The sequence below is a fragment of the Streptomyces sp. NBC_01618 genome, assembly GCF_045209435.1.
GTDB lineage: Bacteria > Actinomycetota > Actinomycetes > Streptomycetales > Streptomycetaceae > Streptomyces.
The window spans coordinates 4,484,479-4,499,407 of the sequence record NZ_CP109297.1 but is presented as its reverse complement, the minus strand read 5'-3'; the positions used below and the strand labels follow the sequence as shown (position 1 = coordinate 4,499,407).

Annotated in this window: 15 protein-coding genes; 10 read left to right on the top strand and 5 right to left on the bottom strand. The window is 72.4% G+C overall.

The window, feature by feature from the left end; all coding sequences use genetic code 11:
• Positions 1 to 19 precede the first annotated feature (19 nt).
• Genes OH735_RS20965 through OH735_RS20955 form a run of 3 tightly spaced genes read left to right on the top strand, consistent with a single transcriptional unit; the run spans position 20 to position 2,077 of the window.
• Positions 20 to 499, top strand: coding sequence for a DUF2771 domain-containing protein (locus tag OH735_RS20965; protein ID WP_406383043.1), 480 nt, complete (start codon positions 20 to 22; stop codon positions 497 to 499).
• A gap of 29 nt (positions 500 to 528) precedes the next feature.
• On the top strand, positions 529 to 1,239 hold the full coding sequence (locus OH735_RS20960; protein WP_406383042.1) for a futalosine hydrolase: 711 nt from the start codon (positions 529 to 531) through the stop codon (positions 1,237 to 1,239).
• Positions 1,220 to 2,077: a 1,4-dihydroxy-6-naphthoate synthase gene (locus OH735_RS20955; RefSeq protein WP_406383041.1), complete on the top strand. Its 858-nt coding sequence runs from the start codon at positions 1,220 to 1,222 to the stop codon at positions 2,075 to 2,077. Before OH735_RS20960 ends, OH735_RS20955 begins: the two co-directional genes overlap by 20 nt.
• A gap of 13 nt (positions 2,078 to 2,090) precedes the next feature.
• On the opposite strand, the gene OH735_RS20950 is transcribed toward OH735_RS20955, so the two are convergent.
• On the bottom strand, positions 2,091 to 2,474 hold the full coding sequence (locus tag OH735_RS20950) for a cold-shock protein (RefSeq protein WP_406383040.1): 384 nt from the start codon (positions 2,472 to 2,474) through the stop codon (positions 2,091 to 2,093).
• A 210-nt stretch (positions 2,475 to 2,684) separates the two neighbouring features.
• Here OH735_RS20950 and OH735_RS20945 point away from each other — a divergent pair, with 210 nt between their 5' ends.
• Positions 2,685 to 2,909, top strand: coding sequence for a hypothetical protein (locus OH735_RS20945; RefSeq protein WP_406383039.1), 225 nt, complete (start codon positions 2,685 to 2,687; stop codon positions 2,907 to 2,909).
• Between the two features lie 192 nt (positions 2,910 to 3,101).
• On the opposite strand, the gene OH735_RS20940 is transcribed toward OH735_RS20945, so the two are convergent.
• The gene (locus OH735_RS20940; protein WP_406383038.1) at positions 3,102 to 3,821 is read right to left on the bottom strand and encodes a DinB family protein; all 720 of its coding nucleotides are present in this window, start codon (positions 3,819 to 3,821) and stop codon (positions 3,102 to 3,104) included.
• A gap of 187 nt (positions 3,822 to 4,008) precedes the next feature.
• Between OH735_RS20940 and OH735_RS20935 the strand changes: the two genes are divergently transcribed.
• Positions 4,009 to 5,244: an MFS transporter gene (locus tag OH735_RS20935; protein WP_406383037.1), complete on the top strand. Its 1,236-nt coding sequence runs from the start codon at positions 4,009 to 4,011 to the stop codon at positions 5,242 to 5,244.
• Here OH735_RS20935 and OH735_RS20930 read toward each other — a convergent pair.
• Both OH735_RS20930 and OH735_RS20925 read right to left on the bottom strand, forming a co-directional pair.
• The gene (locus tag OH735_RS20930; protein ID WP_406383036.1) at positions 5,233 to 5,427 is read right to left on the bottom strand and encodes a hypothetical protein; all 195 of its coding nucleotides are present in this window, start codon (positions 5,425 to 5,427) and stop codon (positions 5,233 to 5,235) included. The genes OH735_RS20935 and OH735_RS20930 overlap by 12 nt on opposite strands.
• Positions 5,428 to 5,547: 120 nt before the next feature.
• On the bottom strand, positions 5,548 to 6,171 hold the full coding sequence (locus OH735_RS20925) for an HAD family hydrolase (RefSeq protein WP_406383035.1): 624 nt from the start codon (positions 6,169 to 6,171) through the stop codon (positions 5,548 to 5,550).
• Positions 6,172 to 6,278: 107 nt separating this feature from the next.
• Here OH735_RS20925 and OH735_RS20920 point away from each other — a divergent pair, with 107 nt between their 5' ends.
• The 3 genes from OH735_RS20920 to OH735_RS20910 are packed head-to-tail and all read left to right on the top strand — an operon-like array spanning position 6,279 to position 9,243.
• Positions 6,279 to 7,289 (top strand): FecCD family ABC transporter permease, encoded by a 1,011-nt coding sequence (locus OH735_RS20920; protein WP_406383034.1) that lies wholly within the window; start codon positions 6,279 to 6,281, stop codon positions 7,287 to 7,289.
• Positions 7,286 to 8,368 carry a FecCD family ABC transporter permease gene (locus tag OH735_RS20915; RefSeq protein WP_406383033.1) on the top strand — a complete coding sequence of 361 codons (1,083 nt, stop codon included), beginning with the start codon at positions 7,286 to 7,288 and terminating at the stop codon, positions 8,366 to 8,368. Before OH735_RS20920 ends, OH735_RS20915 begins: the two co-directional genes overlap by 4 nt.
• Positions 8,365 to 9,243 carry an ABC transporter ATP-binding protein gene (locus OH735_RS20910; protein WP_406383032.1) on the top strand — a complete coding sequence of 293 codons (879 nt, stop codon included), beginning with the start codon at positions 8,365 to 8,367 and terminating at the stop codon, positions 9,241 to 9,243. The genes OH735_RS20915 and OH735_RS20910 overlap by 4 nt, the downstream gene beginning before the upstream one ends.
• Positions 9,244 to 9,297: 54 nt before the next feature.
• On the opposite strand, the gene OH735_RS20905 is transcribed toward OH735_RS20910, so the two are convergent.
• On the bottom strand, positions 9,298 to 10,389 hold the full coding sequence (locus OH735_RS20905; RefSeq protein WP_406383031.1) for a hypothetical protein: 1,092 nt from the start codon (positions 10,387 to 10,389) through the stop codon (positions 9,298 to 9,300).
• Positions 10,390 to 10,464: 75 nt separating this feature from the next.
• Here OH735_RS20905 and OH735_RS20900 point away from each other — a divergent pair, with 75 nt between their 5' ends.
• Entirely contained in the window at positions 10,465 to 12,924 is a 2,460-nt protein-coding gene (locus tag OH735_RS20900; RefSeq protein WP_406383030.1) for a helicase-associated domain-containing protein, read from the top strand.
• Positions 12,925 to 13,048: 124 nt separating this feature from the next.
• Positions 13,049 to 14,692, top strand: a complete 1,644-nt coding sequence (locus OH735_RS20895) for a DNA repair helicase XPB (protein ID WP_406383029.1) — start codon at positions 13,049 to 13,051, stop codon at positions 14,690 to 14,692.
• The last annotated feature ends 237 nt before the right edge of the window (positions 14,693 to 14,929 follow it).

Here is a 14,929-nt window from a genome sequence, read left to right as displayed (position 1 = left end):
GACCGATAGCCTTCGGCCCATGACCGTTGCGTTCTTCTCCGGTAAGGGCCGTCGAATCGGCGTCGCTCTTGGTGCCGTGTCCGCGGGACTCCTTGTCCTCTCCGCCTGCGACAAGCCGACGCCGCTCGCGACCGTAACGGTCGGCGGCAACGTGGTGACGTCCGAGGCGTCCTGCTACAACGACGGCAAGCCCCTCAAGGCCTCCGAGTACCGGAGCTGCCTCAACCAGAAGGCGGAGAAGTCCGTCGAGGTCGCCATGGACGACAAGGTCCGCTTCGGCGTCGACCCGGAGATCGCGGACAACGGCTGGACGCTGTTCATCAACGGCCAGCAGGCCGAGCAGGAGCCGTACAAGAAGACCTACCGGTCCATCCCGGGCAGCGCCTTCTTCTCCAGCCAGACCGGCGAGACGTCGAACAAGACGCAGATCAGCATCGTCGAGACCAAGGGCAAGAATCTCACGGGCGTCTGGCACTTCGAGCTGAAGAAGACCAGCTGATCCCCTCCCGACCTCGGAGGACTCCCCCCGTGCGTGTGCTTGTCGTGACCGCTGTCCCGGTGGAACGGGACGCGGTCACGCGCGCGTTCGGGGACGGTTCCGCGGCGCCTGTGCGCGAGGCGGGGGGCGCGGAGATCCACCGCGCCGGGCCCTTCGACGTCCTCGCGGGCGGCGCGGGACCGGCCGCCGCCGCGGCCGCGGCCGCCTTCGCGCTGGCCGCCGCGCCCGAGCCCTACGGTCTCGTCGTCTCGGCCGGCATCGGTGGCGGGTTCGCGCCCGCCGCCCCGCTCGGCTCCCTCGTCGTCGCGAGCACGATCGTCGCCGCCGATCTGGGCGCCGACACCCCCGACGGCTTCCTGCCCGTCACCGCCCTGGGCTTCGGGCGCGACCGCTTCACGCCACCGCCCGCGCTGGTACGGGACGTGGCCGCGGCCACCGGTGGGGCGGCCGGGGAGATCCTCACCGTCTGCACCGTCACCGGCACCGCGGAGCGCACCGCCGCTCTGCTCGCCGCGCACCCCGCGGCCGCCGCCGAGGCCATGGAGGGCTTCGGGGTCGCCGAGGCCGCCGACCGGGCGGGCGCGGGGGTGCTGGAGATCCGGGCGGTCTCGAACGCCGTCGGCCCGCGCGACCGCGCCGCCTGGCGCATCGGCGACGCGCTGACCGCGCTCACCGGGGCGTTCGGGAAGCTCGTACCCGTACTGGAAGGCTGGACCCACCATGACCGAAACCACGCGTGACCGGCTGGACATCGCGTTCTCGCCGTGCCCGAACGACACGTTCGTCTTCGACGCCTGGGCGCACGGACGGGTCCCCGGCGCGCCCGCCCTCGATGTCACCTTCGCCGACATCGACATCACCAACGGCATGGCCGAGCGCGGCGAGCTCGACGTCCTCAAGGTCTCGTACGCGGTGCTGCCGTGGGTCCTTCACGAGTACGCGCTGCTGCCGTGCGGCGGGGCGCTGGGGCGGGGCTGCGGGCCGCTCGTCCTCACGAAGGAGCCGGGCACGGACCTGACGGGCCGGACCATCGCCGTACCGAGCGAGCGCTCCACCGCGTATCTGCTGTTCCGGCTCTGGGCGGCCGAGGTGGTGCCGGGCGGGGTCGGCGAGATCGTCGTCCTGCCGTTCGACGAGATCATGCCCGCCGTGCGCGACGGGAAGGTGGACGCCGGTCTCGTCATCCACGAGGCACGTTTCACGTACCAGAACTACGGGCTGCACAACCTCGCCGACATGGGCCGGCACTGGGAGGACACGACCGGGCTGCCGATCCCGCTCGGCGCGATCATCGCCAAGCGGTCGCTGGGCGCGGACACGCTGAGGCTGCTCGCCGATTCGGTGCGCACCTCGGTACGGATGGCCTGGGACGACCCCGAGGCGTCCCGGCCCTACGTGCTGGAGCACGCCCAGGAGATGGACCCGGCCGTGGCGGACCAGCACATCGGGCTGTACGTCAACGAGTTCACGGCCGACCTCGGCGAGGACGGCTACGCGGCGATCCGCGGACTGCTGACACGCGCGGCGGCCGAGGGGCTGGTACCGCCCCTCGGCCCGGATGCGCTGTCGTTCGTCTGAGATCCGCCGGGGCCTACACGTCGAGCTCGTCGGCGACCGCGCGCAGCAGGCTGCCGATCTTCTTGCCGGCCGCCTTTTCGGGGTAGCGGCCGCGCTCCAGCATCGGCGTGATGTTCTCCAGCAGGGTGGTCAGGTCCTGCACGATGGACGCGAGCTCGTCCGGCTTGCGGCGCTGCGCGGCCGCGACGGACGGGGTCGGGTCCAGGATCGCCACCGACAGCGCCTGGTCTCCGCGCTGACCGGCGACCACACCGAACTCGACGCGCTGGCCGGGCTTGAGTGCGTCGACGCCGTCGGGCAGCACCGAAGAGTGCACGAAGACGTCGCCGCCGTCATCGCGGGAAAGGAAGCCGAAGCCCTTCTCGCTGTTGAACCATTTGACCTTGCCAGTCGGCAAAGTACGCACCCCATCTCAACCCGTGTGCCGGAACAAAGCCTCTGCAGGTCAGGCTATCCAGTGGTGGTGCTCCCCTGCTGGCAAAAGCCTCCCCAGGGGGAGTACCCCTCGTCAAGCCTGGTCATCCGGACTCTGTCCAGAAACGGTGCTTGTTTCTGTACATCGCCTGCCGCGGGGTGGTTCGCCGGTGTCGGGAACTACCCTGGCGGGGTGAGTACTACACCTTCTGGCGCAGGTGACCGGCTGGTCCGGATCGGCGCGATCGTCTTCTTCGTCGGGGCGCTGGCCACGCTGGTCACGGTGGCCCCGCTGTTCCTCGGGACCCATCCGCTTCCGTCCATCGCGTGGTCGCTGTGCATGCTGATGGGCGTCGGCTTCCTGATCGCCGCGGCGGGCGTGGTGCGCTCGGTGCGGGCGGGGGCGCCGAAGCGGTAGCGCCGGGGTCGCCCGGCGGCCGCTTTGTCCTCAATCGCCGGACGGGCTTGATTTGCCGCTGCGGGCCCACGTGGTGGCCGGACTGTCCTCAAGCGCCGGACGGGCTTGATCTTGCTGCGGAACGGGGCGCTTCCGAGTCGGCCCGGGTGCCGCGGGGAAACGCTGTTGAACACCCTCGCGGCGCGCCTGGGCCTACCCGCGAGGGGTGAAGCGGGCCCGCCACAGGTCGCGGAGCAACGCGATCTCGGCCATGTGGTGGATGAATTCGCGGTTGGCCCCCGCCAGCACGGCGACGAACGGGTCGTCGGGATCGGAGCCGTACGGGTACTGCGAGAAGCCGACCGTGTCGAGCTGCTCGTCGGTGACGGCGGCGACGCTGTCGCGCCAGCGGTCGATCAGCGCCCAGAACCGCTTGAGTGCCAAGTCGGCGGAGGGGGTGAAGTCGACCAGCAGCTTCGGCTCCTGCCTCCGTTCACCGAAGGTCCACTCCCATCGGCCCGCGAGGCAGGAGTGCAGGTGCCCCAGCCGCCACGCGATGGTGGTGACCGGCGCTTCGTCGGGCTCCGGCGCACCGGTGTGGGCGAGGACCTGCTCGACCCGCTCGACGCTCACGCTCCAGTCGTCGGCGATCTCGGTGACCGTCATGCCGCCGGCAACTTGCCGGGCGACCTCGGCGTACTCGTTCGCCGGGATGTCCGGGGCGCCCTTGTCGAGCACCCACTCGCCCGGCCCGTACGCCCTGGGCGTCGCCGTCTCGCCCCGGCGCCGGATCGACCAGCAACCGGCCACCGGCTCCCACAGGTACTCCTCGTCACCGAGTCCCGTCAGCCGCACCTGGGCCGTCTCCCTGGCCTGGTCGAACTGGTCGAGCAGCAAGCCCGAACGGCCGGTCCGCGCGCCCTCGGTCTCCATGCATGGCTCCCTTCGCCGTCGCGCCGTACCTGACTGCGCTCAGACGGAAGTTAGCGGCTCACCCCGCAGGGCGCGACCGATTTCTCGCCCCGATGTGAGGGTCTTGTTGCAAGCTACTTGCTCTTGCGAGTAACAATCAACACGCTTGGACGGTCCTTACCTCCTGCCCAGGACCTGGAGCCCCGTCATGCCCGAACTGATACCGGATTCCGCCCCACAGCGCGTCATCGCCGTCTCGAACTTCGTCTACACCATTGGCAGCGGCCTCTATCTGACTGCCGGGGTTCTGTACTTCACCGAGGCGATGCACCTTCCGGCAAGCCAGGTGGGGCTCGGACTCGGCATCGCCGGTTTCGCCTCGCTGGCCGTGGGCATCACCGTCGGCCATCTCGCGGACAGATACGGAGCTCGCGGCGTCTACGCAGCCACCCTTGTCGTCCAGGCGTTGGCAACGGCCGGCTTCGTGCTGGCGGACAGCTTCTGGCCGTTCGTTCTCGCGGTATGCGCGGCAACCGGGGCCAAGGCGGCCGGACTTGCTGCGCGCGCTCCGCTCATCAGGCACTACGGAGGGGACCGACCACAGGAATTCCGGGCCTATCTCCGTGCCGTGACCAACGTCGGCATCTCCCTCGGCGCCTTGCTGGCAGGCTGGGTCGTCCAGGTGGGCACCCTCACCGCCTATCAGCTTCTGGTCATCGGCAACGCGATCGCCTTCGTGGCTTCCGCAGCAGTCCTGGTCCTCCTGCCGCCGGTCAAGCCCGTCCCCACCGCCGGTGGCCCCCGCTGGCTCGCCTTACAGGATCGCCCCTACCTCCTGCTCACAGCCCTCGACGGCATCATGGCCGTCCAGTTCAAGGTGCTCACCGTGGCCATTCCGCTCTGGCTGGTCACCGCCACCACTGCCCCGCGCTGGCTCATCTCAGGCACCATGCTCACCAACACCCTCATCGTCGTTGCCTTTCAGGTACGAGCCAGCCGCAGCATCGATTCCCCGGCGGCAGGCGCAGTCGCCTACCGTCGAGCGGGCATGGCCTTTCTCGTCTCCTGCTCACTGGTCTCCCTGGCCGCGGGGATACCGCCGTGGGCCGCGGCAACGCTGCTCATGACCGCGATGGTGATCCACACGACCGGCGAACTCTGGCACTCCGCCGCAGGCTTCGAGGTGTCCTTCGCCCTCGCCCCGCAATACGCCACCGGCCAGTACCTCGGTGTGTTCGGCCTGGGCGCCGGACTGGCCGAAGCCTTCGGACCGGCCCTGCTCATCTCGCTCTGCTTCACCTGGGGCCGCCCCGGGTGGTACGCCGCAGGAGCGCTGTTCACCCTGACGGGCCTGGCAGCACCACCCGCCGTCCGCTGGGCGCAACGCCACCAGCACGCCCAGCAGACACACCCGGAAGTCACGCGGAAGGAGTCAGCCGCCTGAAGGCGATGGCGTCTTCGCCCAGGCCCGCAGGGCTTCGGCTTCCTCCTGGGCAATCCGCTCCGGCGTGAGTTTTAGCCACGCCGAGGTGCCGATGTCACGCTTGAAGCAGCGGAACACCCGCGAGGTACCTCCCCCACTCGCCGCGACAAGATCCAGACTCCAGCGGGCAGCGAATTCGTTCACGCAAGCCGGCAACTCGTCACACCAGGCGAACACCTGGGCTCCGAACCTAACGACGAGCCGGTCCCGGACCTCTGGCGCGACGCGGGCCAACTCAGCCCGCACCCGCACCCGTCGGAAGCCCTACGCCGCGTAACCGGCCAGCCAGGACGGGAACTCCGTCAGGGTCGACAGGACGACGTCCGCCCCTGCCGCCCGGAGTTCCTCCGCGTCGCACGGGCCCGTGGTGACCGCCACGGAGAGCGCTCCGGCCGTGCGGGCGCCCCGTACGTCCCCGGTGTGGTCGCCGACGTACACATGCGCCCCGTGCTCGCGCAGGGCCCGGCCCTTGGCCTCCGCCCACAGGCCGCCGATCACCGCGTCGGGCTCGATCCCGAGGTGGGCCAGGTGGAGCTCCGCGCTCGGCCGGTGCTTGGCGGTGACGACTATCGCCCGGCCGCCCCGTTCCCGGATCGCCGCGACCGACTCCCGGGCGCCCGGCAGCGCGAGGCTCGGAGCGATGGCGTGTGTGGGATAGATCTCGCGGTACCGGTCGGCGGTCGCGGCCACCGCATCGGCCGGAAACCAGTTCCGCAGCTCCTCGTCGACCGGCGGCCCGAGCCTGCTCACCACCAGGTCCGTGTCGATCGGCGTCCCCGTCTCGGCGGAAAGCGCCAGGTAGGCGGCCTTGATGCCGGGCCGGGAGTCGATGAGCGTCATGTCGAGGTCGAAGCCGACCGTCAGGGGGTGCGAGGGCATGGAGTCCATTGTCGCGGGCCGGGCCCGGCGGCCGCCCCGGTGCGGCCCTCGGGCCCCGGAATGGCGGTGCTTAAACTTAGCCAAGCCTCACTTTACTTCGCTCTCGATTGGGTCCGATGTCAGCCGCCGCACCACGCCGCTCCAGACGCGCACTCGCGACGGCGGCGGCCGTCGCGGCGCTGTTGGTGGCGGTACTTCTCAGCCTCGCCGTGGGGGCCCGTTCCATACCCCCGTCCGAGGTGATCGACGCCCTGCTGCACGGCGGGCACTCCGACGCCGCCGAAGTCATCCGGAACATGCGGGTGCCGCGCACCCTGATCGGGCTGATCGTCGGCGCGGCACTGGCCCTCGCGGGCACGGTGCTCCAGGGCATCACCCGTAACCCCATCGCCGACCCCGGCATCCTCGGCATCAGCCAGGGCGCCACCGTGGGCGTGGTCCTGGCGATCGCGTTCGCCGGAATCCACAGCCTGACGGGGTACGTGTGGTTCGCCTTCGCGGGGGCCGCGATCGCGTCCGTCGCCGTGTACGCCGTCGCCTCCAGCGGGCGCGGGGGCGCCACCCCGGTGAAGCTCGCCCTCGGCGGCGCCGCGATCAACGCGCTGCTGGTGTCGGTGACGACGGCGGTGCTGACGACCAGGGCGTCCGCGCTGGACGAGTTCCGCTTCTGGCAGGTCGGCTCGATCGGCGGGCGCGAGTCCGACGTGGTCCAGCAGATCTGGCCGTTCATGCTGGTCGGAACCGTGCTCGTGCTGTCCGTCGCCCGCGGGCTCGACGCGCTGGCGCTCGGCGAGGACGTGGCGAAGGGCCTCGGGCAGAAGGTCGTAACGGTACGGATCGTCGGCGGCATCGGGGCCACGGTGCTGACCGGTGTCGGTGTCGCGGCGGCCGGGCCGATCGCGTTCATCGGCCTCGCCGTCCCGCACATCGCCCGCGCGATCGTCGGCTCCGACCACCGCTGGGTGCTGCCGATGGCGGCGCTGATCGGGCCCGTCATGCTGCTCGTCTCCGACGTCATCGGCCGCATCGTCTTCCCGCCGAGCGAGGTCCCGGCGGGCGTGATGACGGCGCTGATCGGCGTTCCGTTCCTGGTCACCCTGGTACGCCGGAAGGCGGTGCCCGCATGAGCGCCGACACCCCCGTACGGGTACGGCCCGCCGGGTACCACGTCGTACGGATCGGGGCACGGGGCCGGTTCCTGCTGCACCGGCGGGCGGCTGTCGTCGCCGTCGCCCTCGTCGTGCTGCTGGCCGCGGTCTGTGTCGCGTACCTCTGCGTCGGCGAGAGCTTCGTCGCGCCGGGCGAGGTCGTGAAGGTGGTCCTGGGGCAGCCGTCCCCCGACGAGCTGGTCGTCGGCACGCTGCGGCTGCCGCGCATGGTCGTCGGGCTGCTGGTCGGCGCGGCGTTCGGGATCGCCGGCGCGCTGGTCCAGACCGTCGCCCGCAACCCCCTCGCAAGCCCCGACATCATCGGCATCAGCCAGGGGGCGAGCGCGCTCACGGTCGGCGCGATGACCTTCGGCGTCACCTCGTACACCGTGCTGCCGTATCTGTCCGTCATCGGCGGGGTGGCCGCGGCGGCCCTCGTGTACGTCTTCGCCTGGCGTGGCGGGCTGCACGCCACCCGCTTCGTCCTCATCGGCATCGGCTTCGCCATCGCGCTGAAGTCGGTCACCACACTGTTCCTGACGAAGGGCGACTATCTGGTCGCCCAGCAGGCACAGGTCTGGATGACCGGCTCGCTCAACGGCCGCGGCTGGTCCGAGGCCGCGCCGATCGGCTGGACGCTGCTGGTTCTGCTGCCGGCCGTCCTGTGGGCCGCCCGCGCCCAGCGCACCGTATCGATGGACGACGACACCGCGACCGCGCTCGGGGTGCGTCTGGGGCGCGTACGGCTGGGTCTCGTCGCCGTCGGGGTGATCCTGGCGTCCGTGGCGACCGGGACGGCCGGGCCGGTCGACTTCGTGGCGCTGCTCGCCCCGCAGATCGCCCGCCGGATGACCCGGACCGCGCAGATCCCGCTGTTCTGCTCGGCGCTGCTCGGCGCGGTGATCGTGGTGTCCGGGGATCTGCTGGCGCGCAGGCTCTTCTCGCCCACCGAACTGCCGGTGGGTGTTCTGACGGCGGCGGTCGGCGCCCCGTATCTGATCTGGCTGATCGTCCGCGGTCAGGGCGGCGGCCGTGGCCGCAGTGGAGGCACCGCATGAGCTCGACCCGTACGTCCGACACGTCCGGCGCGTCCGACGCCGCGGCGGCCCCGGCCGCGACCAGCCGGCTCACCGTGCGGGAGCTGACGCTCGCGTACGAGGACCGCACCGTCGTCCACGAGCTGGACCTCGCCGTGCCCGACGGCCGGGTCACCGTCATCGTCGGCCCGAACGCCTGCGGCAAGTCGACCACCCTGCGCGCGCTCGGCCGGCTCCTCAAGCCGCGCGGCGGGGCGGTACTCCTCGACGGCACCGAGCTGTCGAAGATCCCCACGCGGAGGATCGCCCAGTCGATCGGGCTGCTGCCGCAGACCCCGGTGGCGCCCGAGGCGATCACCGTCTGTGACCTTGTCGCCCGCGGCCGGCAGCCGCATCAGCACTGGTGGCAGCAGTGGTCACAGGAGGACGAGCGGGCGGTGACGGACGCCATGGCGCGTACGGACATCACCGCGCTCGGCGACCGGTCGGTGGACGAGCTGTCCGGCGGGCAGCGCCAGCGGGTCTGGATCGCGATGGCACTCGCCCAGGAGACGGATCTGCTGCTGCTCGACGAGCCGACCACGTACCTCGACATCGCACACCAGGTGGAGGTCCTGGACCTGGTGCGCCGGCTCACCGCCCCGGCCCCGGACGGCACCCGCGGCCGGACCGTCGTCACCGTGCTCCACGACCTCAACCAGGCCGCCCGTTACGCGGACCACCTGGTCGCCATGAAGGCGGGCCGGATCGTCGCCGAGGGCCACCCGAAGGACATCGTCACCGCCGCTCTCGTACGCGAGGTCTTCGGCCTGGACGCGGTGATCGTCCCGGACCCGGTGACGGGTTCGCCGCTCGTCGTGCCGGGGGCGCCCTGGCAGGCCACGCCCGCGTCGTGAACCCGGCCCCGGCCCCGCCCGGGGCCGGGGGAGCAGGCCCCGGTACCCCTCGGCCTACCCCGCCCGCCGCCGCGCCCGCCACACCAGGAACGCCGCCGACGCCACCGCGGCCGTCCGTACCACCACCGGCCACACCCCGCTCAGCGCGTCCGCCATCGCGCCCTGCGGGATCGGTTCGCCCCAGCGGCCGTTCGTCCGGCCCCAGAGCCAGACCAGGGCGCCCGCCACGACCACGCCCGGCAGGCCCATCGCGGCCCACTTCGCCTCCGCGCGCGACAACGTGCGTGAGCCGTACGCGAGCAGCCAGCCGCCCGCCAGGGCGAACCAGGAACCCGTCACGGCACCCGTGACCAGCAGCACGGCGGCGAGCAGGAGGAAGGGGTGGGAGAAGGCCCGGGCCGTCGTCGACTCGCGGGGGGTGCGGCGGCGCAGGCGCGGGAGCCGTCGGCGGCGCGGTGCGGCCTCGTCGGTGCCGTCGTCCTCGGCGGGGATGTCGTCGTCGTCCGCCGCGTCGTCCGCCGCGGCGCGGGGGCCCGGAACCGCGTCCCGGGACGACGGCGGCCTCATCATGTCCGGGATCTCGACGCCGCCGACGAACCCCGGCACGTCCACCCCGTCACCGAACGGACCCGGCTCGATCCGCCACCAGTCGGGCTCGCTCCCCGACGGCCCCAGCTCGTCCGTTCCGGCCATGTGCGGCGGCGACGGGACCCGCCCGGCGGCCGCTTCCGGAGCCGCGAAGTCCGCCGAGCCCTCCGATTCCCCCTCCGATTCCCCGTCCGGCATCTCCGCCCGCGCCTGCGACGCGCCCTTGCCGGAACCGTCTTTCCGGAGCATCCCCTTGCGCGGCCGGGGGATGCCGCGCCCCTCCCCCGCGGTGGGTTCCGGCCGCCGGGGCAGCTGGACCGTCCCGTCCGCCGACGCGGCCGCGGCCGCGACCAGTTCGTCGGGGGTGCCGAGCCTCCCGATGATGCGGCGGACCGCCGCCGGGCTGTCCGCCGACTGCTTTCCGCGCTGCCGGTCGATCTCGCCCCGGAGCGCCGAAACGAGCCTCATCCGGCCGGCCGAGGACAGCTGTTGTTGCTGCGCCAGGTCCCCGACCCGGCTCAGGTAGTCGTAGACGAGCTGGTCGCTCTCGATCCCCACGCGATGGTTCCCCTCTACCGCCCTGCACCGACGGTAGCGCCCTCGGGCCTGTCCGGAGCGACTACCGTGGGACGGATGGGGATGACCACACCACCGCGGACGCTCGCCGAAGCTCTCCGCGCCCGGGACGACGAGTCGTTGGCAGGGCTGCTGCGTGCCCGCCCCGATCTCCTCACCCCCGTACCGGGCGACATCACTCAACTCGCGACGAGAGCCGGCACGCGCGCCTCCGTCGTACGCGCGCTGGAACACCTCGACCGGTTCTCCCTGCAGACTGCCGAGGCGCTCGCCGTGGCCCCCGACCCGGCCCCGTACGAGACGCTGCTCGGCCTCCTCACGGGCGACGGCCGGGACGACGGCGAGCACCGCGACGACGCGGACGCGGCGATCGAGGACGCGCTGCCCGCCGCCCTGGCCACCCTGCGCGAACAGGCCCTGGTCTGGGGCGAGGACGACCGGCTGCGGCTCGTACGCACCGCGCGCGAACTCCTCGCGCCGTCCCCGCAGCACCCCTCCCCCACCGGTCTCGGCCCGACCGTCGCAGAGGCGACCGCCGGCATGTCGCCCGGCCGGATCCAGGAGATCCTGGTGGCCGCCGGACTGCCCGCCACCCATGACCCGGTCTCCGCCGTGGCGGCCCTGTCCGCGCTCTTCACCGACCGGGCCAGGATGGGCGAGCTGCTGGACTCCGCCCCCGCCGAGGCCCTGTCCGTACTGGACCGGCTGGTGTGGGGGCCGCCGTACGGGGAAGTGACCCCGAACCCCACCCCGCCCGTGAAGTGGCTGCGCGACCACGGGCTGCTGCTGCCCGTGTCGACCCGCACCGTGGTGCTGCCGCGCGAGGCCGCCCTGCATCTGCGGGCCGGGCGCGCCCACCGCGTACCGGAGCCCCGGCCGCCCGCCGTGGAAGCGGTCGCCGTCCGTGATCCCCAGGCTGTGGACAGCGCCGCGGCCGGTCAGGCGTTCCTGGCGGTGACCACTGTCGAGGAGCTGCTGAAGAACTGGAACGGCGGCGGCCCCGCGATACTGCGCGCCGGCGGGCTCAGCGTCCGCGACCTGAAGAAGACCGCCACCGCCCTCGACGTCTCCGAGCCGCTCGCGGCGTTCTGGGTCGAACTCGCCTACGCGGCCGGGCTGCTGGCCTCCGACGGGGAGGCCGACGAGCGGTACGCGCCGACGCCCGCGTACGACGACTGGACCGAACTCCCCGCCCAGGACCGCTGGGCACGCCTCGCGACCGCCTGGCTCGCCGCCACCCGCACCGCCGGACTGGTCGGCGGCCAGGACGCCAAGGGCCGGGCCCTGTCCGCCCTGGGCCCCGGCCTCGACCGCTCCGCCGCCCCCGAGGTGCGCCACCGGGTCCTCGCCCTCCTCGCCGACCTGGAACCGGGCACCGCCCCCGACCCGGAGACCGTCCTCGCCCGCCTCCGCTGGGAACGCCCGCTGCGCGGCGCCTCCGCCGGCGCCGGGGACACCACCGACCTGCGGTCCCGGATCGCCCTGTGGACGCTGAACGAGTCCGAGCTCCTCGGCATCACCGGACGCGGCGCGCTCGCCTCGCACACCCGCGCCCTGCTCGACGCCGGGCCCGCCGAGGCCGCCGCGCTGCTCGCGCCCCTCATCCCCAAGCCGCTGGACCACGTCCTGCTCCAGGCCGACCTGACGGCCGTCGCCCCCGGCCCGCTGGAACGCCCCCTGGCGGACCTGCTCTCCGCCCTCGCGGACATCGAGTCGAAGGGCGGCGCGACGGTCTACCGCTTCACCCCCGGCTCCGTACGCCGCGCCCTGGACGCCGGACAGTCCGCGGCCGATCTGCACGCGTTCCTGGCCACCCACAGCCGTACGCCGGTGCCGCAGCCGCTCAGCTACCTCATCGACGACGTCGCCCGCCGCCACGGCCATCTGCGGATCGGCGCCGCCTCCTCGTACGTACGCTGCGACGACGAGGCCGTGCTGAACGAGATCCTCGCCGACCGGCGCTCGGCCACCCTGCGCCTGCGCCGCCTCGCGCCGACGGCGCTGGCCGCCCAGGTCGACCCGGCGTCCCTGCTCGACGGGCTGCGCGAGATGGGTTACGCCCCGGCCGCCGAGTCCGCCGAGGGCGACGTCCTGATCACCCGGGCGGGCGCCCGCCGCACCCCGTCGCGCACCGCCCCCGCCCCGGTGCCGGAGGGCCCGCCGGTCCCGGACACCACGCTGCTCGGCGCGGCGGTGCGGGCGATCCGCGCCGGGGACACGGCCGCCACGGTGGTCCGCAAGGACCCGGCCGACGCCCCCGACGCCCCGGCCGGCGCCCTGCCTCGTACGACCCCGGCCGAGACCCTCGCCACCGTCCAGGCCGCCGCGATGACCGGGTCGGCGCTCTGGATCGGCTACGTCAACGCGGACGGGGCGGCCAGTCAGCGCGTCATCGCGCCGGTCCGGGTCGAGGGCGGCTTCGTCACGGCTTACGACCACACGGCGGACGAGGTCCGCACCTATCCCCTGCACCGGATCACCGGCGTCGCCGAACTGGCCGACGACGCCGCACACTGAGGCCGTGGACCCGTAGCTCGTATGCCGCTGTGCCGAGCAGCACACCCCACCGCGGCCCCCGCATGCGGCACACTGGACGTTTGGCCGTTCCCGGCCGTCCCCGCAGCAGAAAGGGCCGACGCGCGTGACCGGACCCCTCATCGTTCAAAGCGACAAGACACTGCTCCTGGAGGTCGACCACGACCAGGCCGATGCCTGCCGTCGTGCGATCGCGCCCTTCGCCGAGCTGGAGCGCGCGCCCGAGCACATCCACACCTACCGGCTGACCCCGCTCGGGCTGTGGAACGCGCGCGCCGCCGGGCACGACGCCGAGCAGGTCGTCGACGCGCTCGTGCAGTACTCGCGCTATCCCGTACCGCACGCGCTGCTCGTCGACATCGCCGAGACGATGGCCCGGTACGGCCGCCTCACCCTGTCCAAGCATCCGGTGCACGGTCTGGTGCTGACCTCCACCGACCGGCCCGTGCTGGAGGAGATCCTCCGCTCGAAGAAGGTCCAGCCGTTGGTCGGGGCGCGGATCGACCCGGACACCGTGGCCGTGCACCCGTCCGAGCGCGGGCAGATCAAGCAGACGCTGCTGAAGCTGGGCTGGCCCGCCGAGGACCTCGCGGGTTACGTCGACGGCGAGGCGCACTCGATCGACCTGGCCGAGGACGGCTGGGCGCTGCGGCCGTACCAGAAGCAGGCCGTCGAGGGGTTCTGGCACGGCGGCTCAGGGGTGGTCGTGCTGCCCTGTGGTGCGGGGAAGACGCTGGTCGGGGCCGGTGCGATGGCTCGGGCCAGGGCGACGACGCTGATCCTGGTGACGAACACCGTCTCGGCCCGGCAGTGGAAGCACGAGCTGGTGAAGCGGACCTCGCTGACCGAGGACGAGATCGGCGAGTACAGCGGTACGCGCAAGGAGATCCGGCCGGTCACCATCGCGACCTACCAGGTGCTGACGACCCGCCGCAAGGGCGTCTACCCGCACCTGGAGCTGTTCGACTCCCGCGACTGGGGTCTGGTGATCTACGACGAGGTGCATCTGCTGCCCGCGCCCGTCTTCAAGTTCACCGCCGACCTGCAGGCCCGGCGGCGCCTCGGCCTCACCGCGACGCTGGTGCGTGAGGACGGCCGCGAGTCGGACGTCTTCTCGCTGATCGGGCCCAAGCGGTTCGACGCGCCGTGGAAGGAGATCGAGGCGCAGGGCTACATCGCGCCCGCCGACTGCGTCGAGGTGCGGGTCAATCTGACGGACTCGGAGCGGCTCGCGTACGCGACCGCGGAGACCGAGGAGAAGTACCGGTTCTGTGCGACGACCGCGACGAAGCGGAAGGTGACGGAGGCGCTGGTACACAAGCACCGGGGTGAGCAGACCCTCGTCATCGGGCAGTACATCGACCAGCTCGACGAGCTGGGTGAGCATCTGAACGCCCCGGTGATCAAGGGCGAGACGAGCAACGCCCAGCGCGAGAAGCTCTTCGACGCGTTCCGGGAGGGCGAGCTCAGCGTCCTCGTGGTGTCGAAGGTCGCGAACTTCTCCATCGACCTGCCGGAGGCGACCGTCGCCATCCAGGTGTCGGGGACGTTCGGCTCCCGCCAGGAGGAGGCGCAGCGGCTCGGCCGGGTGCTGCGCCCGAAGGCGGACGGGCACGAGGCGCGGTTCTACTCGGTGGTCGCCCGCGACACGATCGACCAGGACTTCGCGGCGCACCGCCAGCGGTTCCTGGCCGAGCAGGGGTACGCGTACCGGATCGTGGACGCGGACGAGCTGCTGGCCGACAGCTGAGGCCGGTGGCCGGGCGGGGCCGCCTCCGGTGCCCCGCTCACACCGCGGAGGTTCCGCCCGCTTGCGGGGTGGGCCCCGCCTCCAATTCGTTCGACCCCGGCGAAGGCGGTCGATACAATCGCCGGTCTGCCCGCACCGTGGTACCGGCCATCGCCGGCAGCCGGGGGAGCGCCGCCGACCGGACGGAAACCGGCCGACAGCCGTACGTACCCGCCTGTGTGCGTACCCCGTGATCGA

Excerpts from the sequence above, each read along its gene's own strand:
- OH735_RS20900 (WP_406383030.1), top strand. The coding sequence starts at position 10,465 with ATGGGGATGACCACACCACCGCGGACGCTCGCCGAAGCTCTCCGCGCC.
- OH735_RS20955 (WP_406383041.1), top strand. The coding sequence starts at position 1,220 with ATGACCGAAACCACGCGTGACCGGCTGGACATCGCGTTCTCGCCGTGC.
- OH735_RS20910 (WP_406383032.1), top strand. The coding sequence starts at position 8,365 with ATGAGCTCGACCCGTACGTCCGACACGTCCGGCGCGTCCGACGCCGCG.
- OH735_RS20940 (WP_406383038.1), bottom strand. The coding sequence starts at position 3,821 with ATGGAGACCGAGGGCGCGCGGACCGGCCGTTCGGGCTTGCTGCTCGAC.
- OH735_RS20935 (WP_406383037.1), top strand. The coding sequence starts at position 4,009 with ATGCCCGAACTGATACCGGATTCCGCCCCACAGCGCGTCATCGCCGTC.
- OH735_RS20920 (WP_406383034.1), top strand. The coding sequence starts at position 6,279 with ATGTCAGCCGCCGCACCACGCCGCTCCAGACGCGCACTCGCGACGGCG.
- OH735_RS20915 (WP_406383033.1), top strand. The coding sequence starts at position 7,286 with ATGAGCGCCGACACCCCCGTACGGGTACGGCCCGCCGGGTACCACGTC.
- OH735_RS20965 (WP_406383043.1), top strand. The coding sequence starts at position 20 with ATGACCGTTGCGTTCTTCTCCGGTAAGGGCCGTCGAATCGGCGTCGCT.
- OH735_RS20925 (WP_406383035.1), bottom strand. The coding sequence starts at position 6,171 with ATGGACTCCATGCCCTCGCACCCCCTGACGGTCGGCTTCGACCTCGAC.